Source organism: Paraburkholderia sp. BR10923 (assembly GCF_040948765.1).
Taxonomy (GTDB): Bacteria; Pseudomonadota; Gammaproteobacteria; order Burkholderiales; family Burkholderiaceae; genus Paraburkholderia; species Paraburkholderia youngii.
On sequence record NZ_JBFPKO010000004.1, the window covers coordinates 102,297 to 128,301 of the forward strand.

At 57.4% G+C, this 26,005-nt stretch carries 21 protein-coding genes and 2 pseudogenes; 7 read left to right on the plus strand and 16 right to left on the minus strand.

Features of this window, described 5'->3' with window-relative positions:
* Positions 1-15: 15 nt before the first annotated feature.
* Entirely contained in the window at positions 16-975 is a 960-nt protein-coding gene (locus tag AB3X94_RS08990) for a UDP-glucose 4-epimerase family protein (protein WP_368611318.1), read from the minus strand.
* A 276-nt stretch (positions 976-1,251) separates the two neighbouring features.
* Here AB3X94_RS08990 and AB3X94_RS08995 point away from each other — a divergent pair, with 276 nt between their 5' ends.
* On the plus strand, positions 1,252-2,241 hold the full coding sequence (locus AB3X94_RS08995; RefSeq protein ID WP_368611482.1) for a glycosyltransferase family 4 protein: 990 nt from the start codon (positions 1,252-1,254) through the stop codon (positions 2,239-2,241).
* A gap of 64 nt (positions 2,242-2,305) precedes the next feature.
* Here AB3X94_RS08995 and AB3X94_RS09000 read toward each other — a convergent pair whose 3' ends face one another.
* The 4 genes from AB3X94_RS09000 to AB3X94_RS09015 form a co-directional block, all read right to left on the minus strand.
* Positions 2,306-4,009: a glycosyltransferase gene (locus AB3X94_RS09000; RefSeq protein WP_368611319.1), complete on the minus strand. Its 1,704-nt coding sequence runs from the start codon at positions 4,007-4,009 to the stop codon at positions 2,306-2,308.
* Entirely contained in the window at positions 3,996-6,137 is a 2,142-nt protein-coding gene (locus tag AB3X94_RS09005; protein WP_368611320.1) for a glycosyltransferase, read from the minus strand. Before AB3X94_RS09005 ends, AB3X94_RS09000 begins: the two co-directional genes overlap by 14 nt.
* Positions 6,138-6,395: 258 nt before the next feature.
* A complete protein-coding gene (locus tag AB3X94_RS09010; protein ID WP_368611321.1) occupies positions 6,396-6,815 on the minus strand; it encodes a hypothetical protein in 420 nt (139 codons plus the stop codon).
* A gap of 1,261 nt (positions 6,816-8,076) precedes the next feature.
* Positions 8,077-8,463, minus strand: coding sequence for a hypothetical protein (locus tag AB3X94_RS09015; RefSeq protein WP_368611322.1), 387 nt, complete (start codon positions 8,461-8,463; stop codon positions 8,077-8,079).
* Between the two features lie 392 nt (positions 8,464-8,855).
* Here AB3X94_RS09015 and AB3X94_RS09020 point away from each other — a divergent pair, with 392 nt between their 5' ends.
* The 3 genes and pseudogenes from AB3X94_RS09020 to AB3X94_RS09030 form a co-directional block, all read left to right on the plus strand.
* Positions 8,856-10,706, plus strand: a complete 1,851-nt coding sequence (locus tag AB3X94_RS09020) for a glycoside hydrolase family 99-like domain-containing protein (protein WP_368611323.1) — start codon at positions 8,856-8,858, stop codon at positions 10,704-10,706.
* Between the two features lie 379 nt (positions 10,707-11,085).
* Positions 11,086-11,214, plus strand: coding sequence for a hypothetical protein (locus AB3X94_RS09025; RefSeq protein ID WP_368611324.1), 129 nt, complete (start codon positions 11,086-11,088; stop codon positions 11,212-11,214).
* Positions 11,215-11,277: 63 nt separating this feature from the next.
* Positions 11,278-11,456, plus strand: a pseudogene (locus AB3X94_RS09030) (IS5/IS1182 family transposase); the annotation flags it as partial.
* A gap of 275 nt (positions 11,457-11,731) precedes the next feature.
* On the opposite strand, the gene AB3X94_RS09035 reads toward AB3X94_RS09030, so the two are convergent.
* The 3 genes from AB3X94_RS09035 to AB3X94_RS09045 all read right to left on the minus strand — a co-directional run bounded on the left by AB3X94_RS09035 (position 11,732) and on the right by AB3X94_RS09045 (position 15,840).
* Positions 11,732-12,613, minus strand: a complete 882-nt coding sequence (locus AB3X94_RS09035; RefSeq protein ID WP_368611325.1) for an FkbM family methyltransferase — start codon at positions 12,611-12,613, stop codon at positions 11,732-11,734.
* Positions 12,614-12,753: 140 nt separating this feature from the next.
* Positions 12,754-14,166 carry a hypothetical protein gene (locus AB3X94_RS09040; protein ID WP_368611326.1) on the minus strand — a complete coding sequence of 471 codons (1,413 nt, stop codon included), beginning with the start codon at positions 14,164-14,166 and terminating at the stop codon, positions 12,754-12,756.
* Between the two features lie 327 nt (positions 14,167-14,493).
* Positions 14,494-15,840 (minus strand): radical SAM protein, encoded by a 1,347-nt coding sequence (locus AB3X94_RS09045; RefSeq protein ID WP_368611327.1) that lies wholly within the window; start codon positions 15,838-15,840, stop codon positions 14,494-14,496.
* A gap of 424 nt (positions 15,841-16,264) precedes the next feature.
* Here AB3X94_RS09045 and AB3X94_RS09050 point away from each other — a divergent pair, with 424 nt between their 5' ends.
* Positions 16,265-17,695: a class I SAM-dependent methyltransferase gene (locus AB3X94_RS09050; RefSeq protein WP_368611328.1), complete on the plus strand. Its 1,431-nt coding sequence runs from the start codon at positions 16,265-16,267 to the stop codon at positions 17,693-17,695.
* 180 nt (positions 17,696-17,875) lie between these two features.
* Here AB3X94_RS09050 and AB3X94_RS09055 read toward each other — a convergent pair whose 3' ends face one another.
* The gene (locus AB3X94_RS09055) at positions 17,876-18,349 is read right to left on the minus strand and encodes a hypothetical protein (protein ID WP_368611329.1); all 474 of its coding nucleotides are present in this window, start codon (positions 18,347-18,349) and stop codon (positions 17,876-17,878) included.
* 469 nt (positions 18,350-18,818) lie between these two features.
* Between AB3X94_RS09055 and AB3X94_RS09060 the strand changes: the two genes are divergently transcribed.
* Positions 18,819-20,135 carry a hypothetical protein gene (locus tag AB3X94_RS09060; protein WP_368611330.1) on the plus strand — a complete coding sequence of 439 codons (1,317 nt, stop codon included), beginning with the start codon at positions 18,819-18,821 and terminating at the stop codon, positions 20,133-20,135.
* Here AB3X94_RS09060 and AB3X94_RS09065 read toward each other — a convergent pair.
* Complete coding sequence (locus AB3X94_RS09065) at positions 20,125-20,448, minus strand: hypothetical protein (protein ID WP_368611331.1); 324 nt, start codon at positions 20,446-20,448, stop codon at positions 20,125-20,127. The genes AB3X94_RS09060 and AB3X94_RS09065 overlap by 11 nt on opposite strands.
* A gap of 647 nt (positions 20,449-21,095) precedes the next feature.
* On the opposite strand from AB3X94_RS09065, the gene AB3X94_RS09070 reads away from it, so the two are divergent.
* On the plus strand, positions 21,096-22,298 hold the full coding sequence (locus AB3X94_RS09070) for a glycoside hydrolase family 99-like domain-containing protein (RefSeq protein WP_368611332.1): 1,203 nt from the start codon (positions 21,096-21,098) through the stop codon (positions 22,296-22,298).
* A 95-nt stretch (positions 22,299-22,393) separates the two neighbouring features.
* Here AB3X94_RS09070 and AB3X94_RS09075 read toward each other — a convergent pair whose 3' ends face one another.
* The 6 genes and pseudogenes from AB3X94_RS09075 to AB3X94_RS09100 form a co-directional block, all read right to left on the minus strand.
* The gene (locus tag AB3X94_RS09075) at positions 22,394-22,669 is read right to left on the minus strand and encodes a glycosyltransferase (RefSeq protein ID WP_368611333.1); all 276 of its coding nucleotides are present in this window, start codon (positions 22,667-22,669) and stop codon (positions 22,394-22,396) included.
* Positions 22,594-23,109: a glycosyltransferase gene (locus AB3X94_RS09080; RefSeq protein ID WP_368611334.1), complete on the minus strand. Its 516-nt coding sequence runs from the start codon at positions 23,107-23,109 to the stop codon at positions 22,594-22,596. Before AB3X94_RS09080 ends, AB3X94_RS09075 begins: the two co-directional genes overlap by 76 nt.
* Before the next feature lie 126 nt (positions 23,110-23,235).
* A pseudogene (locus tag AB3X94_RS09085) lies at positions 23,236-23,385 on the minus strand (UDP-N-acetylglucosamine 2-epimerase); the annotation flags it as partial.
* Positions 23,386-23,467: 82 nt separating this feature from the next.
* Positions 23,468-23,866: a GtrA family protein gene (locus tag AB3X94_RS09090; protein ID WP_368611483.1), complete on the minus strand. Its 399-nt coding sequence runs from the start codon at positions 23,864-23,866 to the stop codon at positions 23,468-23,470.
* A gap of 82 nt (positions 23,867-23,948) precedes the next feature.
* Entirely contained in the window at positions 23,949-24,689 is a 741-nt protein-coding gene (locus tag AB3X94_RS09095) for an SDR family oxidoreductase (protein WP_368611335.1), read from the minus strand.
* Positions 24,686-26,002 carry an FAD-dependent oxidoreductase gene (locus tag AB3X94_RS09100; protein ID WP_368611336.1) on the minus strand — a complete coding sequence of 439 codons (1,317 nt, stop codon included), beginning with the start codon at positions 26,000-26,002 and terminating at the stop codon, positions 24,686-24,688. Before AB3X94_RS09100 ends, AB3X94_RS09095 begins: the two co-directional genes overlap by 4 nt.
* Positions 26,003-26,005: the final 3 nt, after the last annotated feature.

Below are 26,005 nucleotides of genomic sequence, written 5' to 3' on the forward strand. Positions count from 1 at the left end.
GGTTTCAATCGGCGGTCAGTGCGTGGAGCGATACCACGCCGCGGTTTCGAGCAGCCCATGCTCGACCGTATGCGGCGGATACCAGTTCAGACATTCGCGGATATGCGAACTGTCGACGCACAGTTCGCCGACCAGCCGGTCGATCTGCGCGGAGCGGCCGGTCAGGCGGCCGGCGAGGCGCAGCACGCCGGCCGGCACCGGCACGAGCCGCGCGGGCACATGCAGCTGCGTGGCCAGCAGACGCGCAAGCTCGGGCACGCTGAGGTCGCGGCCGTCGGTCACATGAAAGGTTTCGCCGGCCGCGCGCGGGTCGGTCGCGCAATGCACGAGCGCGTCCGCGAGATTGTCGACGAACACGAGGCTGCGGCGCGCGTTGACCGCGCCGAGCGGCAATGGAATGCCCTTCGCGACCGCGTTCATCAGTTGCAGGAAGTTCGCGCGAACGCCCGGCCCATAGACCAGCGGCGGCCGCACGACGACGACTTCGAGGCCCACCGTCCGACCATAGTCGAACAACGCGCGCTCGGCCTCCAGTTTCGATATGCCGTAGGCATCGGACGGGGCGGGCGGGTCCGTTTCTGCGATCGGCCGACCGCTGCTCGCCTCGCCCATCGCCTTGACGCTGCTGACGAACACGAAGCGCCCCGCGCCCGCGCGCCGCGCCGCGGCCGCGACGCGCAAGCTGCCTTCGACGTTGGTCGCGCGATAGGCGGCGAGCGGGTCGGTCAGGGTCTCCTGCATCACGTGCACGCGCGCGGCCAGATGGATCACCGCATCGCAATTGAGCGCGACTGGCCAGCGCTGATCGATGCCCGCGAAGTCCTCGGTATCGAGCAGCCATTCGTGCACGCCCTCGGCGGCCGTCTGCGGCCGGCGCACCGCGCCGATCACGCGATCGCCCCGCCTCAACAATGCGCGGGACACTGCCTGACCGACGAAGCCGTTGGCGCCGGTAACGAGATTCGTTCGACTCATGTTGCTGTCAGCCCTGATCGATCGCAATCCTTCCGGAAAACTTGCGAATCAGCGCCCGCGGCTCGCGGAGCGCGGCGTCTCGTCTCGCGAGGCCGGCCCCGCTGTCCAGCCCACAGGCGTCGAGACGAGGGCGGACTGACAAACGAAGAACGGTACAATACGGCATTCTGTAAAGTCGAGGGCGGTGAGCCGCTATGAGTGCAGGCCGGATATTGTAAGCGGGTATGCTCATGGTAAACGTGACCGCGAGTTCGAGGATATAAGTTCCCATCTATGATGAAAGTGCTGTTCGCAACGTACCCTATGGCGTTCCATACGCCCGGCGGTGGAGAGATCCAGCTACTCTCATATAAGAAACATCTACCGGCGCACGGTGTCGATGTGACGCTGTTCGACCCTTGGAATCCATGCTTCATGCAACATGACATCGTTCATTTTTTCTCGTGCGTGGGTGGGTCGGGTCACTTCTGCAACTTCGTCAAGCAACTGAGGCTTCCTCTCGTCGTTTCGTCCAGTCTGTGGGTGACCGAAGACACGCGGCATCTGTACCCTATGGACGAAATCAGACATCAGTTCTCGCTGGCCGATCGCATCATCGCGAACTCGGAAATTGAGTGCGAGACGCTTGCGCGCATATTCGAGTTGCCGCGGAATAAATTCGTCTCCGTGCTCAACGGTGTCGAAGAGACTTTCTATACATCCATTTCTGGCGACCTGTTTCGCAAAGAGTTCGACATTCAGGAGCCTTTCGTTTTGAACGTCGGCAACATCGAGCCGCGCAAGAACCAGTTGTCGCTCGTCGCCGCAATGCAGGCCATACCCGACCGCAAGCTCGTCCTCGTGGGGCATCAGCGCGACCCGGACTACGCCCGGCGCTGCCTTGATCTCGGCGGAAATCAGATCGTCTACGCCGGCCCGCTGCCCCACGATTCGCCGCTCCTTCGCTCAGCGTACTCAGCGGCTGAAGTGTTTTGCCTGCCGAGCACACTCGAAACGCCGGGGCTTGCCGCACTCGAGGCCTACGCGGCGGCATGCCGTATTGCCATTACCGAGGTCGGCTCAACGTGCGAATACTTCGGCAACGACGTGGCCTACCTCGATCCATCCAATCCGGACAGTATCGTGAAGGCCATCAGCGAAGCCGCCGGCCTTCAGCGGGCGCCCGGAGCGCAGGCCCGCCAGCGGCGTCTCGACTGGAAATCGGTCGTGAGCCCGTTGAAGGACATCTACGTGCAGGCTATCGCACAGGCGCACAAGCAAAGCTGAAATTGACCGCAAAAAAAAACGAACCGGGGGGATTGCGCCCGCCGGCTCTCGCACATCTACCGCTTCAAACCGCCGAAGGCTCAATCAAACGTGAGAAGCCTGTTCCGTCCATCTGTCTCGCGAGGAGAATGGCGCGCTCGTACTGCTCGTCCAGCAACGAGGCCAGCCTCTTCTCGTCGCCGAGAAGACGATTCAGCGCCGCGGCCAAGTGCGCAAATTCCTTGTCTTCGAAATAGACGCCCGTATTACCCATGACCTCCCGGACGGCCGGAATGCCATAAGCGAATACCGGCAGCCCGGCGGCCATCGCTTCGAACACGGGCAGGCAGAAGCCCTCATCTTCACTCATCGACACATACGCCGTGGCAGACGCATAGACCGACGCCAGCTCGGCGTCATCGATGCTACCGAACCACTTCACCTTGCCTTCGGGAATGCGCAACTGCTCGACCTCGACCCAGTTAAGGTAATCGTGATAGGCCTTGTCCGCGCCGTGCCCAACGATCCAAAGCTCCGAAGACGCGTCGAGCTGCTGGTACGCCGTATAGAACTCCAGCAAATGCTCGATCTTCTTGTGGCTCTTAATACGCCCCACATACAGCAGTTTCGCGCCTTTCTTCACGCCGCCGGCGAATTCCCGGCGCGCCGGAATCGACTCAAGCAATTTCGGCGGAATCACGCGAATCTCGTTCACGTTCCAGACGTGATCATTCGCGTGCCTTGCGCGCGCCTCGCGCCTGGCGTTCTTTGCCGCGCTCTTCGCCTCCTTCACCTTCGGCTTCTGCGCAACGTCCATCATCGGCGTCGAATTTGCCGCTGCATCCGGGATTTTTCTCGGCGCCCGCGCGGCCGCGTCGAAGCTCTCAATCAGGCGCTTCGCGTTGTAGGTCGAATTGGTCGCGAGAATGTCGAAGCCGTGCATCGCTGACATCTGCTCAAGTGCTCTCGCGCATACCATGCTCAGTTCGGGATCGAAGACCTGGAGGCTTCTCGGCTCGGTGATGCCGTGGAAGTACCCGATGTTCTTCTCTACATCGAGTTCGACGATCCGCTCGAGATTCGGGTCGAAGGTCGAGTAGAAATAGAACACGTAGTCATCGTCCGTCGCGTCCTGAAACAAATGCTCGACGCGCGACACCACGTCGTTGAGAACAAGGTCGAAATTCTCCGCGTAGAGTTTCACCGACACGCCGTTCTGCCTCAGCATGCGGTACAGGCTCAGACACAACCCGCCGACGGCATCCCGCACGAAGATGTTGCGCGAAACGATGCGCACCGTCGACCGGGACGGCACAATAAACGGCAGCGAGGCGAACGCCGGCACGCTCAAGTCACGGTTCCAGGCAGCTCGGAACTCAGTGAGATCTTCTGCGGAAAGCAAGACGGGCGTCCTGTCCATGTAGACGATCGCGTTGGTGACGTTCGAGCGCAGCACCGCGATGATAAGGAGCCGCCGGTAATCTACCCGGTTCTCGTTCTGCCACGAGCCGATCATCTCTAGCTCGTCGATAGAGACAGACAGCTCGCCGCGCTTGAGCGCGAGACGGCCCGTCAGTTCGTCAGCCAGGTTTTCGGCCTTGAATTGCCACCAGCCGACATGGCCCTGCGGATGCACGGGGTTGTCGAGATCGTAGACGTCCATGACCAGCGAGACATCGGCCTTCTCCATCGCCCCGGAGCAGCGGAGCTGAAAGCTGGCCGCTTTTTTGTCGAACAAGACCTCCGTCGAGTCGAATTCGACGGAGGGAGAAACGTTAGCGCTTTCCATCTGACACCTTATCTTTAATCCTTGCGACAAACGACTGCGTCATTTCCACGTATCGCATTCCGTTCTTGATCGACGGCTCGATATGGCTGTTTTCGTGAAACTCGTTGAACGTCGAGATCATCACGAGATGAGGCGGCTTCGCGAGTTCCTCCACGAACTTCATCCCCTTCCCGTAGGTTTCGCCGTTCTCGCGATCCACGACCCGGTACTGATTGCCTTCGCGGACCTCGTCGTCGAGCGAGTGGTCGTCGTAACCAGGCGAAATCGTAGCGATTCGGTAGGTCATGCCAGCCTTCTCTGCTGAACGATAGGCCGCGGTCCACACCTTCTGCCAGTTCTTTTCCCCTGACAGTTCGAGCGGCGAGAACGGCGCGAACCCCTGGAAAAAGTTGAAGGTCAGCTTCGACTCCTCGGCGTCCTTGGGAAGGCGCAGGCTCAAGGCCAGATTCGCGAAGCCGCCAGAGACTGCGGCCAGCTCGGAGATGAACCGCCGATTGCCATCAAGTGCGCTGGACCAAAACCAGAACAGGACCGGCTTGCCCCCCAGTGAGAAATAGTTGGGATGAGACGCATAAAGCTTCTCGATGAGCTGGATGGTCTTCACCAGATCTTCCGAATCGTCAGTATACGGCGCGAGCTGGACGGCAAAACGCAGCCGGCTCTTGCGCTTGCGCGCGATGTCGAACACGTGCTGCAAGCCCATCAGTTCGATACCGTTGGCGCCGTTGGCGTCGACGTGCAGGTTGATGACGACGTAATCGAGCCCGATCTGCTCGAACAGATCCATGTGATACTGAATCGTCTGTCCCTTCGTGGAAGAGTAATACCCGAAGAGGGGCTTGTCCGAAACATAGCCCGAGCGCGTGTTGTCGTTCCAGTGCGCCGCACCGAACCCATCCCCGTACCAGACATAGTATTGCGCGCCGACAAGCGTCTCTCCCTCGGACACGACGAGTTCTTGCGGTCGTTTCGCCCTCGAGGTCTGCCACGTATCCACCAGCACCGCCTCGAGCTCGTCTGCGGCCTTCTTCCAGGTGTAGTTCGGGGCGACGCGCTGCCCGGCTTGCCCCATGCGGCGCGCGACGTCTGGATTGTTCTGCAGGAACGAGATCTTCTCAGCGAACGCGGAGGGGAACGGCGGCACGAGGAACGCGTAATCGGGATGACACGCTTCGACGTAGCCCCCCTGATTGACCGCGATAACCGGCTTACCTGCCGCCATCGCCTCGAGTACGACGATGCCGAAGGGCTCGTTCACTGGCGAAAACAAGAACGCACAAGCCCGTGCGAGAACGAGCTTCAGCTCCCAATTGCTAAGGCCCGACAGAAAGAAGACGCGGTCGTCGACCCCCAGCTTCGCCGCGACCTCAAGAAGGCGCGCCTTCTCTGGGCCCGAGCCAATCACGATCAGCTGGGCCTCGTCTGTCATCGCAATCGATTCGATCAGTAGGTTCACTCGCTTGTGAGACCACAGCTGGCTGATCGTGACGAACAGATTCGGATCGGTCGGCAAATCGATGAACGCGTCAGGATCCACGCCCGGGTAGACGATGTCCGTGACCGGCGAACCGTAGACGTCCTCGAGATACTTGGCGGTGTAGCCGCTATTCGCGACGATACGCTCGGGCTTCGCGGCCTTGTCCATCGCATCGATCGAGCTCAGATACGCCTCGTAGAGCGAATCGCCGATGCGGTCGTAGTTGTACTTGGGGTATATGTGCACATTGCGCGCCGCTTCCCGGCCAATGTGCTCGACGCTTTGTTCGAAACGCAAGTCGTGCAGGACGCGCAGCGGCTCGTGCGGATACCAGACCATCGGGTGCAGATCAATCAGATGCGTCGGCCAAAGATGGGGATGGTAGATGTCGTGCCGGCCAATCTCCTCCAGCCAGATTTTCGGCAGCAGGAGCGCGTTCAGCAACATCGAGTGCGGGCCGTCGAAATAAGGCGTCAACAACGAACGCTTGACCTGCTTGCCAATGCCATGCTCCGCCAGCAACTCCTCGTTGATGGCCGCGGCGTAGATGGTGATGTCGTGGTTGTGCTGCCAGTGGCGCAGGCACTCAACGACGTACCGCTCGGCCCCACCATACTTCTCGAGAAGTGGGATGATGATGGCCAGATCCATGCGAGGTGTCGCTGGCGCTTTATTCGTTGCCGCTTTTTTCGTTGCCACAGGACTTGCTTTCTTCTTCCTGACTATAGACATTAGGTTGTTCCTACACAGCATTGAGCATAGTGACGACCCCATTGCGACGCACGCAACCGGGGAACTCCGATACGAAGGAGTACGGGGGAAGCGGAAAGACGGTCCATCCCACTATGGCAGCCAGTCCAATGCGGCTGAATCCGATTACTCCAGCCGCCAAAAATCGACGAGAACTGGTCACCCCCATGCGTCGCGCGCGCCCCCGCACATGACGCCGATCGGTAGCGGGCTAATCTCTCGCCGCTGTGGGCTGTCGCACGAACCGGCATCAAGGAACTGAAAGCTATGACGGAGATGTCGTTCTTTAAAAAAATCAATTGCAACAATATTTTGCCATGACGGTAACAACGACGATTGGCCATACTCAGGAAACGTGTCAGCTTGCGCAGCAGCAAATTGACCGCCGCCTGTCCGGCGGGCAGCCGCCGCGCCCGGAGGTCGCGTGAATTCCGTTGAGTTCCGTCGGCCGAGCCGGAATGTTTCTACAATCGATGCTTCGAACCCGCCGCATTCCCGCCGGATGCGAAGCATCCGAAATAATCCGAGCTGCTCCACCGGCGACACGCCGACAGCAGCAGGCGTGAGCAGATGAATCATCTCATTATAACAAGACCACACGGCCAGCCACACTTGTCAGATGTCAGAACGCACGGTGTACGCGCTGCTGTTCCGGCAGGCGAATTGCCAGTCTCCTGTATCAGTGCGATCTCGTTGAATGCACTGTTCTGACGTGGGCTCGCCTGCTTTACCATGCTTGCGGAACATAAAGTGATAACAAGGTACAACGTTATCTCGGCACATCGCCTTTTTCAGCGACGAAAGTTTTTGCTCGAGTATGTGCCGCGGCAGCGCAGCCGGATACGGCACTGATCGATCTGGGGTTCCGCGATCTAAGTGCCGACACATCATCAGTACGTCTGATTCATCTCCAAAACCTGCACACAACGGCGCTGGTTCAAGCAACGGCAGGCGATCGAGCTGTGAAGCAGGACCGCGGTATCCAGTGCTGTTGGCTCAGGGGCAAACCGGCGACGCGCTGCATGAAGTGCTGTGTGTGCGGCCGGCTACTGCGGGCGATCGTTCGTCTGGGCCCTTGGTCCTGTATTTTTTTGCTCCCGTGGGTACGTTGCCGGTTCAACGTCATGCTCAACCTTTACGCGTGCGCCGCAGACGTGGCCGAAATGTGCGTTTACGTCCAGACCGGACCGCATCTTCGTCGGGTTAGAACATAGCGTAGAATGCCTTCTTCATACGCTCGTACTGCTTCGCGTATGCGGCCAAATCTGTGGGCGGGACGCGGCGTCTCGCACTTGCAGTCCTCCCTGCGCTTCAGACGGTGCCGCGCTGCGGCCTTCGTCCATGAAGTCTGGCCCTGCCACGCCGCTTGACGCTACCAAGGATGCCCAAGATAATGGCCTTCAACTTTTTGTCCGATATGCGCAGCTTGAGCGCGAGCCGGCAATGGGGCGAACCGGCTGTTCGCCGGTTCGCCACCCGCGGCACAACGCGGTGCTGCCATCATGAGTCTGAGACGCTGGGCCGAACTCATCGGGGTCGACTTGCATGCCTATCTGACGGACATTCCGAGTCGACTGCCAACTCACAGAGCCGGTGGCATTGCAACACGGCTGCCTTATCGGTGGCAGTCGACAATCGTTCCCGGTTAGCTTGCCTTCGCGGCACGGGGGCAGCTGTGCAGCTTGTCGGCTATGGCGTCGAGTTAGTCCTGACTGTAGACCGAGCCGTTGGGCGCCCTTGGAGGGGTACTGGCGCAACGGCGCGCGGGGTTCTCACAGACGCGGCGTTGCCAAGGGCTGTGCGTTTTGTCTGTGCCCTAGTAGGCAGTGAAGCTTCGACGCTACGGTGCGGCAATCGAATTCGGGTTGGCAGTGAAGCCGACCGGCGCCAACGCCGCGAGGGCATTGGTCATCCCAGCGAGCGACATCAAACGGCTGGGGCGTTCGACGAGCACACCCATGAACGACTGGTTGCCCGCTCCTTTGATGGAGTCGCCCACCAATTGGCCTGGCATCACCCAGCCGCCCACATCCGGCAGGCGCTCACCGGTGCTCCCCATGTTGGGAATCGAGCCGCGCCAGTCAGTGACGCGTTTGCGAGACAAGCGCTTACTGCTGCCTGGGCGCAGGCAGGCGACAAAACGGCGGCGGAGTTCACCGCACTGCTGAGCATAGGTAGCGCTGCAGATCATCTCGCTCGAGACGCACTTGGTTGGATCGTGTTGCACATGGGTTTCAGGTTGCTGGAGATCTGCTGCGGCGACCGCTTCCTCTCCAACCGCGTGAGCAACAAGCGACAGGCGGCGCTATGAGGATCCAGCGTGGCGGGCGAGCGCGCCGCAGCACGCAGGGTGTGGCTGAACGACTGCGCCATCGTCGACGGATAGCCGACGGCAGGGTAGCTGTCGGGCGCCGACTTACGGCCGCGACCGAGCGACCAAGTGGGCCCAATGCCGAGGCATACATTGTCCGTCCGTTAAATTTCACTGTCGGCCATATGGCTGAGGACGGATCTGTTGGTTTGCCGACTTTCACATCGCTCTCGCACCTCAAACCGGTGTTGTTGGGTTGTTTGAGAACTTCGATTGGTGTAATTGTGCACAAACCGTAGGTGATCGGGATGACTAAAGAAAACATTGCTGAAGTTGCCTATGTCGCCGGATTTTATGACCGCGAACATGATGGCGTGCGGCATTTCAGGTGGATCGCAAAATCTGGAGAGATAGTTCTGCCCGACATCGCGCATGGCCGAACCTCCTCAACATATATCGCATCCGTCGAACTTGGGTCACCAATCGATAATAAAGTCAGAATTATCTCTAACGGAACGACGATAATCGATGCACAAATCTCACCGGGCTGGAAAACGTTTAGGTTTCTAATAGAAAGACCTCAGGCCGGAGAGGTAAAAGTTAGGGTGGAGGCTGAAAGCTCATTTATTGAAGGAGGTCGCAACCTTGGTCTAATGGTTGGCGAACTTGAAATAGAATCCGCGGAAAAAAAATCGAGATTTTATGTTAACCGCCCTCGCCCTCCCGAATCCAAGAAAAAAGACAAGCCATATCTGAGCGCATATTACTATCTTTGGTACTTTACCCCCAATGGAAAACGGTCACGGACGGCGCTGAGCGGAAAGTGGGCGGAGGGATATGCACGTGCTTTACTTGAGCCGCCTCAATATCCTACTTTAGGCGAATACGTAATGAACGACCCGGAGGTGATTGAAACACATATCGACTGGGCTGCCGACCACGGAATTGATTGTTTTATTTGTAATTGGGAGGGAATGGTTGGTCATCGAAAATTTCTTTCGGAAAATTTGGTGCACATCCTTCAAGGGGGGCTTTCAAACGGCACGTTGTCAGGTGGTAAAATTCCATTCACGTCAAAGGATTCCACAGGTAATGGTTGGGATTCCGTTTCCCAAGGATGGGACAAAACTGGATATCCTATCTATAATCTGAATCGCATATACTTCTCTGTTCTGATCGAAAGCCGGTTGATTGTGAAACAGTGGCCTCCAAGAGCTAATAGCGAGGAGTGTATTCGAGCATTCACAGATGCCGTAATTTATATGGCCGAAAATTTTTTCGGATCCCCGAGATGGCAAAGGATCGATGGAAGGCCTGTCATTTATATATATGAGGTATTTTCTTGGAAGGGCGGCCTGTCCGATTTTTATGAATTCCGAGCGTCAGTCGATGAAGCTGTAAGGTCAATAGTTGATCCGGTAACAGGGAAACGATATACGGGATTGTATATCGTTGGTGATGCGCTATATCCATATGAGCAAGATCTGGACAGACTGCAAATCTTCGATGCAATAACGGGATATCAGCCATACCCGCCTTCCAGCTCATCGGCTGTGCACGAAGGAAGAAATGGATGGGAGTTCCGAGGGCAGGGACTCTTTACTTGTAGCGCTTTTGAAGAATATCATAGAAAATTTTACACATGGGCTAAAGAAAAATCGATCAATCTTATTCCGACCGTGATCCCAAAGTACAACGATCGAGCCGTCCGTGGGGCGCTTGATCATTACGCGTATCCTCCGATCTCCCGGAGCCCATATGACAACATATCCGATGCCAGGGCATGTGTTCTCTTTAAGAAAAATATTGAAGCGCAATTAAGATGGGTTACTCCTGATTCACCCATGCTTAATATCAATTCATGGAATGAGTGGTTTGAAGATACGTCAATCGAGCCGGTTGGATACACTACGGAGACAGGTTTGCCTGACTATCTGAATCAAGGCGAAAATATTGGGACTAGTACCAATCTCGGATTGGATCGGCGAGTGCCTGCCAAGGTAGTCACGTATGGTAACGATGGACATACTTGGATCGACACTCCGGATGATATAAGAGAAAAAGGAGTTGATATCACTCAGGGATTTGAATGGCCCGCGTACGGTTTCGATTATTTATATGCGCTGAGGGATTTTTTTGGGCTGACTTATGGTCGATAATTTTTCCATCGAACCGAATATAAAGAATTCAACTGATTGACGACAGGTGGAGAATCCTGTTTCTTTTTTCATCAGCTGTCGTATTGTAGATGACGCGCTTTCTTGGCGACGGTCTCTCCTGTGTAATAGCTCCATCATAGATCGCGTCGGCGCTGCGAATGCCTGGCCATGCCGTTCCGTAACCACTCATTCGTCATTGAGCTTGTTGAGCGGGTACGGACTGTTCTGCCGTTTCCCGTTCGGGTCTCGATACGATAGCGACAACGATACTGCGTTCGTGAACGAGGCCGTGTTCGACTTCTGCAAGGCGACGGTATCGAGCTGACCCGCTCACGCGCCTACAAAAAGAATGATCAAGCCTGGGTCGAGCAGAAGAACGGTGATTGTGCGACGGTTGGTCGGCTACGGCAAACTGAGAGGCATGGAAGATACCGAAACACTCGCGTCGCTCTATCGAACCTCGCGGCTGTACATCAACTATTTCCGGCCGTCATTCAAGCTGAAGTAGAAGACGCGCCACGGCGCGCACGTCATGCAATGCTACGAGCCACCGCTGACGCTGCTCGATGCCATGACGAGACGACGCAGGACAGTCGAGCACGTGTTCGGCACACACAAGCGCTGGATGGGTTCGACGCGCTGCCAGACGCGCGGGCTTGGTCCTGTTGCAGCCGAAATGAGTTTGCATGTGCTGGCAAGATTCTCGGATTCGCGAAGACGATGCGCGCAATGAAGCTGGCAGGCACGTGAACTCGCGCGCCGACGTTGTTCACCAGAAATGCACAATCACGTCATCCGCTTGCGTCGCGGTCCAAAGCAATCGTGCTCCCGGCAAGACTTCACCAACCGGCCGTTCTGCGCGTTTTTACACGGCCTCGGCCAAAGTATGACAGGCGGCAAGCTCAATCTAAACTGGCTGAACAGGACACCCGGTGACGCGATGCATGCGGAGCTCTGCACTGCTGGTCAGGACCTAGCCTCCGGAAGCGGGGGATCCTCTCGAAGCCAGTTCCTTGATTAGCTCCCTATTTTGGAACAAAGGCCACATTGATTAGATCGAACGCTTCGTGGCCGGTGATAGCTCGGCCGAGATCACCATGACCGCCTGCAGCGATTTCGTGACATTCATATCCGAGGCTCGACATAAACTCGATGTATTCGACCGGATGCACTCTACTTACGCGAGCTAGTTGTCCACGATGGATTTCGGACATGACGACTGGCTTAGTTTGCGCGATGTAATCTTTGCAGCTATTCAATACCATGTGTTCCGCGCCTTCTACATCGATTTTGATAAAATCGGCATGAATATCACCAACAAAATCTGTAAGTGGGGCGGTCGGAACTGTTACGCTTGCATGGTCCGGCAAACCAGTACCATCAAACGATAGGAATGCGCCGCCCCAATTGGGAGAGCCTGGTGCATAGATTAGCTGTGCCTGCCCTCTTTGGGAGGCCAAGGCAACGTTATGAATAATGCAGTGGTCAAATTGATTTTCCCTGACGGAACAAATAGCAGATTCGTGCAAAAAGGTCAGCGCCTCAAAGCCGATAACACGCCCCGTCGGACCAACGAGTTTAGAACATAATAGCGAAAAGAAGCCCAGATTTGCTCCGATATCGATCACGGAATTTCCTTTCTTCACATTCCGCATGACGAAATCCGTTTCATTTGGTTCAAAATCGCCATCGATAATGCACCACGAAACTGCGGTGTCCGCCGTATTTACCCAGATGCGGAACCCTAGCTTGTGTTCAACCATAACCCAGCGATCCTTAGCGGATACCAGATAGGGATGCTTGTCGAAGAATTCGGCTGACTCCATGAAGGCATCTGCAAGCGCTCTTATTGACGGGCAATGCAGTTTTTCTTCGATGACCTTTTCCGATTCAGGATCTCTATCCAACAAAATCCTGTACGCCCAAATGACTTGATCCCTTGTAAGCATAGATACCCCTCAGCGATTAGATGGCAGCGATAGCTCGCCCCGCAGAAACGTAATTTATTGTGACATAGGCGGCCTCTTGCTGATAGTACCTACACAAACTAACCTGCCTCGCCTAAACGCACCGGCTGCTCAACTTCGGACTGGAACCAGAATGCGTGCTCCCAGACAACGTCGATGACCACGCGATAAGTGCCAACACTGAGCCCGCTTGCGTCCAAGATCACGTCAACTACGACTGCAGCGCCAGGTGGCACATCGACGCCGCTGAGCTCGCCCCTGCCCTCCCGTATCACCTGATCGTCTGCTCCATAAAGCCTGACTCCAAGGCGGATGGGCTCATTCGCCGAGGCGATATTCCAGCCTTTCGTACCGTCATTACAAACAGAAATTCCACTGAACCTGATCTGCTCCCCATCAGATACACCAGGCGTCGAAACGGCAATGCTTGCCACATAGTTGTCTTGATCCCAGCGCGGAACCTTGTCATGATGCCGTTCCGACGCCGTTTTGAGCGACGGAGTCAGGTAAATGATTGACGCACTTCTGGAAAGTCGGTCCGAATCGGGCATTGACAACGGAACACCGCGTTTTACCTGGTCGATTAACGTCCTCGTCAACTGAACGTAGAAATCGCCATACTCCAACGTCGGCTCTATATTCGTGGTCTCAAAATATTCGTTCCAGCCATAGATTAAAATGTTTCCAGCTCCCGACTCCACTGCGCGAGAAAACTGAGAGAAAAGAGTCTTTCCGTCATCTCTATCAACGGTGGGCGCCAGTTGGGGAGTTCTGCGCATTAGGAGGTCATCGTAACCCGGCGCAATTGAGGCGAATCCGTTGACTTCCAGTGACTGATGCGTAGGCTGCCAAAACTGGACATAGTTGAGATCCTCAAGGATGTCTCGAATCGTTTTACGCTCACTTCGGTAGCCCTGGAAAAAGACATCAAACAGATGATTTAGTGTCGAGCTGTTCTGCTCAGAGATCCAATCATCCAGCTCTTGGAACGTTCCCCAAGTCGGCATCCAGACAGGAAAATAAACTCGCAGATCCGGGTATCGTGATGAAATTTTCGCTGCCTCGGCGCAGTCCGGACTAAAGCCGAATAAAATCGGTTTTTGAAATTCGTCACGCTTACACTTATCCAGCCAGCCTCGCGCATCGATTTCGGCGAGCATGTCCGAGAAGGAATCGGAGTAAGACTTTTGTTGATCGATGCGAACGTCTAGTAGAAAGGTGTAGCCGATGCCCAGTTCCAAGAGCCTCGGCATCATCGCGGCAATAGTGGACATCGTGGCGCTAAAGCACCAATCAGAAGTCGGCACAAGTTCAAAAACTATATAGTCGACCCCAGTCGAGGCCAACATCGCAGTTTGCCAATCAATGACCGCATCGTTCGCGGATTCATACCAGCCCACCACCGGCGTGTGTCGGACAGCGTGTTCGGACCACTTTTTCCCTGAGTACCAAGAGTAGAAGTACAAACCGAATTCTGGCACCACTTTTTGCATTAAAACTCCTTTGCCCCCTATTACGGAGCCGACGGTGAAGAGGACGTGAGACCCGTAGGTTCTCGGCAGCGCCAAGAAACGCTGTGCTGATGTAGTCACAGAGATGTAGTCATAGCCCGGTCGCAATGGACGGCAGATCTTCCTTCCGCTGGCCCGCAAACGCGGCTGCGCCGAGGTGCACAGCCGTTTCAGGGGGCAATCAAAATGCTCGGCGTCACGTATCGGACCGCACCTGCTTCAACCGTCAGTGTTATGAGTCGCGGTCCGCGGCAATGACTACGACATTCCCGTCCGTGATCGCTCGCAACGCGTCGAACGATTCAAAAATTATTCGGGTATGGGCAGGTGATCGGGCATTTCCACAATGTTCACCCACGCGCTGTCGAGAACTTGAAAGTCGCACGCGGAGCAGCGAAAGGCTTCCCAGCATGGAATTGGCTTCTCCAAGAGCTGGAACCCAGACTCCAAAACATTGCCGATCGATGCATAATGCGGCAGTGCCTTGTCACCGAACAACTTGGTTCGATCGATCGCGCTCATGCACGTGTACGCGTTGCCATCGCCGTCAACATTGATGCGGCGGCTGCCCGCACTGCAGTATATGGGTGCGTGCAGGTCCAGTTCGGAGCCATCTTCATCCCCCCAGTATGGCTTGTGTTCAAACTGATAGACCTCTTTGCGCCCAAGCTGCTCCACTAGCGCAGCAGCTTTTTTTGTCCAAACCTTCATCTGCTCGATCTGGCCCGGAGTGCGCTGAAGCATACTAATCTTCGCAGGAGTATATGGGTCAAATCTCAACTCGACCCGATGCTGCTCGCACCAGTCATAGACCCGCTGGGCATGCTCTAGGTGGGGAGGGTATAGCACCATCTCCACCTTCAGATTTCTGAAGCCGGCTTTGGCCAACCGCTCGAGCTTGGCAAAGTAGTCATCGAAGCTCGTTTGAGAAGGATGGAAACTGAACGTGAGTTCCTTGAATCTATCTAGCGCAACAAACTCAATGAACTTCTCCACCGAGAAAGACGGCCCGAGATTGGAGTGCATGACGAGCTCGATACTGCGATCGAGCAGCGAGATGAATTCTGGAAGAGCTTTGTAGAGGCTTGGCTCGCCGCCGGAAAGAAACAGTTCGGCCGGATTCAAGCGATTGAAGCTCTCCGCCCATTCCCGCGGCGACGTCTTCGAGATGGTACCGATCCGGTATTTGTCCGACTCCACTTCTTGCCAGCAGTATTCGCAGCTGTAATTGCAGTGCCATGTCACAAACCACTGGATCGACAGCGGAATGTGCCCGCTACGGTCCGTCGCGATCGCCAAACGCTCTTGGTTTGCACCAGACTGGTTGAGCTGCAGAAAATCGTAAAAATCTTTCCGCACCACAGCGGAAATCACTTCAAATTCGGTCGAAGATCGAAACGCCAGATAGCCATTTTCGATTGCATGGCGCGGCAGCATCACCGAGATCAATCGAGGACCTCCAGTAAGCAGGGCTGAAGTGACGGCTCCCCCGCAAAATTCGATACTTCCCCGTTGCTGCGTCGAATACGAGATGTCGACATACACCTGAGCGAGAACTTCGTTACTCTCGGCCACGCACAAAGCAATCTGTCCCGACACAGATAACGAAACATCGCTGATCGGAAAAATCCTCTTTGTTTTGCTCGCTGCGTCCATCGTGCATCCTGTGTTGGGTCCAAAGTGCCGATCCTTCCAGCCCTTTATTGAATTGAGTGCGTACACCTTGCCTCTCGTCCCTGTGTCGCGGAGCTTCACGCCTTCGCCAGAGACGGCTCCCAGGAATGGGCGAGTAGGCACGCCGCTAGTAGCTAGTATAATCGCGAGTTCACGCCGGTGGATGGTGTGGTGAACGCTCTGGATCGACACGTGCCGGTGTCACCCCGGATAATGGTACCTGGACGCGCTGCGGGGCTTGAGCGCCCCGCACTTTGATGCGGAAAAGTTCCAGGCCAACCTGTGGAGCAATACGCAAAAATCGTACGGCGCACAGTCTGCGGCGAATACGATTTGAGCGTCCGACGGAACCCAAACACGCTACCAGTTGACCGCCCCAAGAAATAAGCCTGTGACGAATACTCTGATGACACACGACAATATTGGCATCGCGAAGGGTGCTTACGCAGATGAATGGGATGCCGCTGCCGACGCGCCTTTCTGTTGGCTGTCGAGACAAGTGACGTTGGAAGTCAACGGCACGGGAATGCTCGTGATCGAAGGCGAATGCCCTGTGCCGCAAGGCACGGTCCGCATCACCACCCCTCAAAGCGCCTACACCGTCCCCCTAGCAGGCGGACATCAAGCCATCCAGGTGCCACTGGCGCATTCGCCCGATGCGCACCGCGTGACACTTGAGTTCGGCGCTGCGGCCGACGTTCCCGCCGACACTCGCGAACTCTGCTTCAAGGCTCGAAACATCCACCTGAGGGACTGCGCGGCGTCTACAACCGCAGCAACCAATGCGGGGCTCGTGGCGGACCGCGGTCTCCTCGAAGGTAATGTCAGCGTCACCTTCGCGAATGGCTGGCTGCGCCTGAACGCTCGCAAAACGGCCGCTGGTCGCCTGCACGTTAGCGGCATTCTGGTGCCGCCTCTGCACGCGCAGACGGGCCTTGAGCTGGTGGTGAACAGACGCCCCGTGTCTGGCATGACCTACGGTCTCTTCAATCCCGACTACGCGTTCCTAGGCAACGTCGCTTTCGAGGGCGAAATCGACCTTGCTCCCTACCGCGGTCAGCGCGAGCTGCGAATCGGCAGCATCGTTTCCGCTCAGTCGGAACCTGCTACGCCGTGGCATCAGGACTGGATCTACCCGCTCGACCCGCCGAACTTGCCAGTGCCCGGCAGCGAGAATATGCGTCGGATTGGATCGGGCGAGGTGGAGTGGTTCTTGCTGTCAGGCGCTACCTTCATCGGCAAGCTCGACGAGGTTCTTTCCCGCTACGGATCTGCTCCGCCTAGCACGTTTGACGTGCTCGATTGGGGATGCGGCTGTGGCAGGCTCACCCGCCATTTGCTTAGCCGAGGATTCAACGTCGTCGGGATCGACATCGACGAAACCAACATCGCGTGGTGCCGCGAAAACCTTCCGGCCGGCGATTTCAGGCTTGTGAGCCCCGACCTGCCGACATCGTTGCCGTCGGAATGCTTCGACCTTGTTGTCGGGCATTCCATCTTTACGCACCTGGCAGAGCTCGACCAGTTTCTCTGGCTCTGCGAGATCAACCGGGTGCTGAAGCCGGGCGGCTTGGCTGTCGTGACGGTGATGGCGAACTTCTCGGCCGCCATCGATCTGTTCACACCCCACGCATTTCATAAGCTTTCGGCAGATGGATTTCTCGACGTCGGCTGGCAGCAGGACGGCGTAGACACTCAGCGCCCAGGCTACTACCGCCGTATTTTCCATACTATCGACTACGTCCGGAGGCGCTGGTCTTCCTTCCTCGACATCGCGGCCATTCTCGAAGGGTATTCCGACCATCAGGCGGCAATCGTCCTCCGCAAAAGGCCATAACCGGCGACCGCGATTTCCCCATTTCAGGGCCCTCCGGGAGAACTGAGGTGGGACCCATATGTCGGGCCAGTTCATCGGCGAATTGATATGTAAAATCAGCGTGTAGAGTTCCGCTCAAGAAGGGAGGATCAGGCGCACGAGTCCGTTCACGACGGACAGTGACGAACCGGCGCGGCAGTGTCACTCGAACTCTCTGCCGCGCAGTGGAAGATTGCGCTTTACGACGGACAGCGCGAACGGCCGGCCGGGCACGGAGGCGCAGCTCCAGGCCCCCGTCTGACTGCAGGCGGTGCTGGGCCTGATCGACCGGCACAACGACAGATGGTCGCTCCATGCGCGGGCGTGCGCATCCTCGTCAACTACGAAGCCGGCTAGGACGCGTTCTGGATCTGCCGCACCCTGCAGGCTCGCGGCATCGAGTGTTACGTCATCGATCCGAGGAGCACTCCGGTCGAGCGCCATCGGCGACGCGCGAAGACCGGCCGGTTCGATGCAATCAAGGTGGTGGTCAATCTGCGTGGCGAGCATGACCGCTTGCACGTGGTGCACGTGCCGTCGCCCCAGGACGAAGGGTCGCGGCAGCTGATGCGCGATCGCGGGAAACTGCAGAAGGAAGTGCTGCAGCATCGAGCGGGTGCACAAACTGCTGGCCACGCTTGGCTGCTGGAAGGCGGTCGCCCGCAATACCGTGCGGTTAGGGGCAGAAGCGAACAGCGTCTAGGTTACGCCACAACGCGCCGACATAGGTACTGAACGGGCGAGCTACATGATTTCAGCGCATACTGCGCGCTCTGGCATGAGAAGCGTCAGGCGCCCGCGTTCTACCGGCGGGCCGTTTGTCGACGAGAGCAAGCTTCCCAGCAATATCTTCCCGCCCTGACAATCGAGGCTTTGACCAGCCACGCCCGGTATGGTTCGTGCGCCCGGTATGATTCGTGCACCCAGTTGCCCATGATCAGTTGGTGGGTACCGCGTCATGGACAAGATACTCGTGTTGGGTTTATTAACGGGACAGATCGGCTATGGTTCAGCGCGACGCCGATGTTAAACTAGCCGTCGCCTTCGCTTGGTGTCAGACCAACTAGGCGTGCGACAAGAAACAACATAAAGACTTGGGGGATTCATGGACAACATCGCCGAAATGAAAATACCCCGCTTTGGCATTTATTATTATCCTTGGTATAGTGCAGCGCGATGGCGCCAGCATCCGCGCCGCCACACCCCACGGATAGGCGAATATCACTCCGGAGACGAAAAGCTCGTCGCCCATCACGCGAAGCAATTGCAGGCGCTCGGAGTCGATTTTATCGTCATCGAGGCGCTACTCGAAACCGACTGGAATTTCGAGGAGACTTTCGCCGCCACGCTGCAGCTCTGCCGGACCCTAAAAGCGCATCAAATAGAATTTACGTTCCTCGTCGACACGTTCGGCGGGGTCTATCGCGAAGAACTGATCGACCAGTTTTCCTCCCTAGTGGACATGCTGAGGGAAAAATCGCTGATCTCCGATAATCACAAGTTACCCCTTTACTTCTTCTCCCCTCAATTACCGCTGGCCACAGATCTGACAGACAGGTTCGACGATAGCTTCGAGTGTTATTTTCCGATTTTCATCCCCGACTGGAACTACCCCAACGCACAACGTTTGGAAGCGCTGGCGCGTCTAGGCTACATCCCGTTTTGGACCCAGACAGACAGGATGTTTGCCTTGCATGGCCATGCCTCAGTTGTTCCAGGCTACGACGATCTGCTGCTCGCCCGTGACCCACAGCTTGCGCCAGTCGTCCCGCGCGAGGACGGACTGACGCTCGTCGAGCAGTTCAGGCGCGCGGTCGAAACAGGTGCAGACAACGTCCTTATCTATGGCTGGAACGAGTACTTCGAGACCACTACGATCGAGCCCACGCTCGAATACGGCGACTTCTACCTGGAGCTCACCCGCGAACTGATTGCGCAAGTCCGGCAGGGCCTGCCCATCCAGCTGCCCGCAGATATCGGGCAGCCCCGGCCAGCCGCTCCGGTCTATCTATCGCCAGAGCTCGAACTCGCGGCCCGGCGCCATCCCGACGGTGTCCCGAGGTGGGACCAGGACGACCACGTAGCCGACCTGGACGCTCCATCGGCCGCCGCGGTCGAGCAGGGTCACGCATTCTATCGCGATGTACTCGTCACCAATACCGGCATGAAGCCTTGGCGCATTGCTACCATGACACATGCCATCCGGCTCGGTATCCGCCTGCGTGCTCCCACCGGCGAAGTCGTCCGTGAAGGCCGCGCAGAACTCGGCACCCACGACATCCTTCCAAAACACAGCGTCAGAACCGACCTAGGGATTGAAGTGACCGGACTCCAGCAGGGAACGTATCAGGCGGAAATCGACGTCGTCTGGGAGGGGAAATTCTGGTTCGGATCCACACAATGCCGCACGCTCACCATCTAAAACGCAACATACCATCACCGATTCGATGCTGACCGTTGAAGATGTGATTGCTGCCTATGATTTCCTCCGAGGACGAGAGACCGAAGACGAAACCGTGGTTGAACACAATCGCGATAGTGCCCCCGGAGGAGAAACACTGCGGAATATCTTTTTTGAATCCGCGGAACACCGTAAAACCAATGAAAAACCGGGAACGCCCGCCGTCATCCATCTGCATGCTCCGAAGACAGCGTGTTCGACGATCGACCGCGTGCTGGTCGAGAATTGCCAAGCCAAAAGCACATACAACTACCATGACCATTTTCTGGGTCATGGACAGATGTCCGACTTTGTCCAGCTCGACGAAGAGTTCGCCATAAGATCGATCTGTTCGTTGGACACGCCCGGCATGGCGTACATAAATTTCTGCGCGAAAACTACATTTATGCACTCTGATTGCACAAGTACTATTCCCGGATACAGAGCCTTTTCTGCTACATGGAAAGGACTCCCGGACACGAATTCCACAAACGCGCGGCGGGGCACTCATTCTGCGAACTCCCGGAGCAATACGAAATTTGCCTGCACGTGCTTTTCGACAACGCCTAGGTCTTGCAGATCTCGGGGTCCTCGCCGCTGCACGGCTCGGTCGGCTATGAACAGGCTTCGCGTGCCGCGTCGACTTCAGACAACACGATTTGGACTAACCGAAAATGTGGCCGAACTGTTCAGACGCATGACCGAACGTGGCATCATCCAGCTTGTTCCTGACTACCGGGGAAAACTCTGCGACAAATCCGTAGCCTTCCGACGTAATTGCTCAGCTACCCGAACGGCAGAGGACGATTCTGGACCGATACGCGCACTACGACTAAAACTTTTTTGACATTTACTCCACCTATCTATGCCGTTGCGAAGCGACGGTATCTCCCCTGAGAGGCAACAGTTCCTTATCTCTAAAGGCCCACCGCTATCCCATTCATGAAAGCACGACTGTTTAAAATCTCCCTAGCAAAAATCCTGATACTTCAGGCATGCTTTTTATTCGTTACATCTGGCCTGACGGCAAATAATCTGGCCAATGCGGCCACGATCGCTGTCAAGGGCCATTCGGCTGAAGCCATCGAGCCCCTCGTCGGAGCTTACTATTACGGCTGGTACGATAAAGACCGCTGGCAATCAACTGCGGCAACCTTCACGCCGCGCCTCGGCCAGTACAAGAGTCTGAACGCGTCGGTGATCGATCAGCATATCGACCAGGCCAAGGAGGCCGGCGTCGATTTTCTGATGATGTCGTGGGTCGGCCAGGTCGATCCACGCGTTGGCGAGACCATCGGTCTCGTGCAGAAGGAATCGGAGAAGAAAGGAATGCACTTCGCCATTCTGTATGACACGGCGATCGCGCTTCGCTCTTCACCCGAACTCATCGATTTCGCCAGCAAGATGCCGGACGGAATGACCCAAGGCGATCGTTTCGTCTCCGACATTCTGCAATTGACCAATACGTATGCGAAATCGCCGGCTTATCAAAAGCAGGACGGCTGCCCCGTCATCGGCATCTATCTGACGCGCAATCTCGTGAATCAGGAGCCGGCTTTTGAGAAGTTGTTCTCGGAACTCAAGAAGCGCAACGAATGCGTCAATCTGGTCGCGGATGTCGTTTTCTGGAATCTCTCGCAGCGCCCGCTCGCACATAACAAGGGCAGTGCTGAAGAGCAATGGTCGTGGCTTGGCCGTTATTTCAAGGCGGTGACCGGCTACAACATGTATTCCGACGACACGAAGCTTTACGCGAGCGCATCGGACAAAGCCCGCCGCCCGCTCGACAAGGCATTCCTGGAGTCGACCAGCAATGAATATGACGCATGGGAAAAGATGGCGACCGCGCACGGTATGAGGTTGTATCCCTCGGTATTTCCGGGCTACGACGACAGAAAGCTGCGCGGATACCAGCGCCCCTATTTCGCGCGCTCGCCCGAATTCTATGCGGCGTTCTGGAAAACTGTCAAACAGCATCAGGATAAGGGGACGATTTACTTCATCACCAGCTTCAACGAGTGGCATGAAGGCACGGAAATCGAACCGAGCGTCGAAGACAAGGGCGACTTCATCAAGTTCACACGGCGGAACATCTCCGATCTGAAGCAGACCTTCAGCCTCAAAGCGGGCGCCGCGAAGCGATAAGCCGACGCCGCGTTCATTCGAACCGCGAGCGGGACATCGAACCAAAAGAAGACGGGAGCTTGCCAACAGCCCCCGTTCCCGCTTCGATCGCTCGATCAGGCCGCTGCCACTTCGCGGTACAGCTCGCTGTAGGCGCGGCCGAGCGCTTCACCCGAGAACAGCTGATCGTAGCGGCGCCGAGCCGCGATTCCCATCGCCACTCTCAAAGGCTTGTCGCTTGCGAGCCGATTCATCGCATCGGCGAGCATCTCCTGCTGACACGGTTCGACGACAAAGCCCGTCACTCCGGGCTCACTTAGGTAGGAAGTTCCCGTGCCGATTTCGCAGCACACCATCGGCTTCCCCAGCATCGCCGCTTCGAACAGCACCATGCCGAACGTTCGGAGCGCAAACGCGAGGGCAGCACCATCGCGCGACAGCCATTCATCAGCGCGACCTTTTCCTCATGCGTGACCTGCCCGGCAAACACGACGTTGCTCGCGCCATGCTCACGCGCCAAGGCGGCGAGCCACTCGCGCCCCGGTCGCGAACCCGCGGTGACGATTTTCGCCTGCACGTGGCGCGCGGCCTCGACGAGCGTATGCAGCCCCTTGTAGTAGCGCAACACGCCGAGCGCCAGAAAATAAGGCCCGCCCGGCGCGAGACCGAGCCGGCTCTCGAGCTTGCGCTGCGCGTCGGCCGGCTGCGGCTGCTCGTCGCGATAATCGATGATGCCGAGCGGAATCGTCTTCAGCCGCTCTTTCGACACGCAGGCGGCGAGCGTCTCGCTGGTCTGTGCATAGGCTGGCGATGTCGTGACCACCGCGGACATGCTGCGCAGCCTACGCCGCATCAGCGGTCAATACCCGGCGCCGAGCAGCTTCTGCCGAACGATGTCGGAGTGATACGTCATCACCGTCGGCTTGTTCGTACGCCCGAGCAGATGCAAGTCGTCGGCGAGCCCCGGCTCGACATGGCCGACGCGGATGCCACGCTGGAACACCGCGAAACCCGCGCAGAACGCAGTCGTCGTATCGCCCTGCACGATCATCCAGTCGGAACGCGTTTCGTCGAGCGCGGCGATCAGCCGCGACGCGAGCGCCAAAGTCGTTGCCTGTTCATTGACTAATAATTTCTGACTGCGCAAGACCGGCAGTGGTGCAACGTCCAAAAACTCAACGCTTTGCCCATCAGGCAAAAACGAACTTCTTGTCGAGCCGATATTTGATGACGTAACCAATCACCAGCCCAATTACGCCACCCGAAAAGCGAGCAGGCTCGGAGTGATAAATCGCATCTGCGCCGAATTCGAAGCCCCAGAAAATGGCGGTAGTTGCGAGCCCCATCACCGTGTATAACAGAAAACTCTGTATGCCGTGCGACAGATTGCGATGGCGATAGCGAAAGATCCAGATCTTATCGAGCGCAAACTTCACCACGAGCCCGACCCCCGTCCCCACGAAAACGGATATCGGCACGCTGAACGCTGCGGAATAGACCATCAGCGAAAGCTTCTGAAAGCCGATATTTGAGAGGATCGAAAGTCCCGCGAATAACGAATAAAAAATAACGAGACGCGACGCGCTCATCGGAGTGGCAGATGTGCTCACGAAAGGGACCACCGTTGTCAGAGAAGGCGAAAAGAACGTCCGCCGGGCGGCATGCGGCGCACTAAAGCGACAGACGCTTGAACACGCGGCCTGGGACGGAGCGGATGATCAGCATGATGGCCGACCAGAACCACGGCGTATAAACGACATCCCTGCCCTTCTCCACCGCTCGCACAATATCGCCGGCGACCTTGTCCGGCGTCGCCACGAGCGGCCCCGGCAATGGCAATCCCGCCGTCATCGGGGTCGCGACGAAGCCCGGCTTGATCGTCACGACATGCGCGCCAACCTTGAACAGGCGCACCCGCAAGCCCTCACAAAAGGCCGACAACGCCGCTTTCGCGCTGCCGTACAGATAGTTCGACTGGCGTCCGCGATCGCCGGCAACCGACGAAATCACCGCAATCGTGCCACGGCGCTGCGCTTCGATCACGTTCGCAACGCGCGTCAGCAACGCGATCACCGACACCGCGTTGGTGTTGAACTCGCGCACCGCAACGTCGGCGTTGTGCTGGCAAACCTGCTGGTCCGGCAAAGTCCCGGGCGCGACCAGCACGATGTCCAGCGCGCCGAGTTCGACGGCGCAGCGCTGCAGCATGGCCGCGTGCTCGCCAAGCTGGTCGATGTCCATCTGCTGGCACAGTACGGTCTGTGCGCCACGTGCCTTCAGGTCGTCCGCGACCTGCTGCAAGCGCTCCGCATTACGCGCGACGAGAAAAAACCGTGCGCCTTCTTTGACCCACTGACGCGCACAGGCCATAGCGATCGCCGAAGTGGCACCTACGATAACGATATTCTTCATACTCGAGTCGTTCGTTCCCAAAAGCTCGACAGCAAAGCCGGATCGCGCAGCGCTTCGACCTGCTGCCACTGCGGATAGCCGGCGCGAAAATCCTCGCCCGACATATGAGCGTCCTTCGCCGGATACATGCGGCCACCGCTCTCGCGCACGATCGCATCAAGCCGCTCGAACAGCTTGCGATTCGAGGCGTCGCGCTGCGGAAAATCGAGGGCAAGCGACGTCCCTTCCAATGGAAAAGACAGCAAGCCCGGCGATTGCAGATCGCCGCAGCGCTTCAGCACCGCGAGTATCGAGCCAGTGCCGCTGCGGGCGATCGCGTCGAGAATCGCGCGGGTGGCATCTCGTGCGACCGGCGCCGGCATCACGCATTGATACTGCTGGAAACCCGCTCGACCGTAAATGCGATTCCATTCGAGCAGGCTGTCGAGCGGGTAAAAGTAAGCATCGTAGCTGACCGTCGAGCGCACCGCGTCCGCACGTTGCCGTCGGTAGTACAGCTCGTTGAAGGCGCGCAGGGTCAGCCGGTTGAACACGGGTATCGGCGACGTGAACGGCACCGTGCGGGTCTTGCGGCGTTCGACGTCGAGCCCTCCGCCCGTCGCATGATCGGCCACCATGAAAATGCCTCTGCCCAGCGCGGCATCGCGGCTCTGACAGTCGACCCAGGCCACGCTGTATTCATGCAGCGCATCGAGCCGCTCGGACAGCGCGAAGAATTCGTCGAGATTGGCAAAGCGGATGCTGATCACGTCGAGCAGGCTCGATTTGATCGGCATCAACTGAATCTCTGCCCAGATGATCAGCCCGGTCATGCCGAGGCCGCCGATCGTCGCCGCAAAGAACTCGGCGTGCGTGTCAGGTGCGCATTCGAACTGCGAGCCATCGCTGCGCAGCAGACCAAACCGCAGCACATGACGGCCAAACGTGCCGCGCACGTGATGGTTCTTGCCGTGTACGTCGTTGGCGATCGCGCCGCCCAGGGTGGCGTATTTGGTGCCTGGCGTGACCGGCAACATCCAGCCGCGCGGGATCGCCACTTCAAGGATCTGCCCGAGCATCATGCCGGGCTCGGCGCGCAAAATCCCATTCTGCCAGTCGGCCGAAATCAGCCGGTCCATCGGCAGCGTCTGGATCACGTGCCCCGAGGAGGCGAGACAACTGTCGCCATAACTGCGTCCATTGCCGAATGCGAGCGTCGTGCGCTGCTCGTTGCCCACCTTGCGCCAGACCGAGTCGGCTGCATCGCGCCACGCGATCGGATGCGCATCTTGTGGCGCGTACGGATAGCGCCCCCAGGAGTGAACTTTCGGCATCGG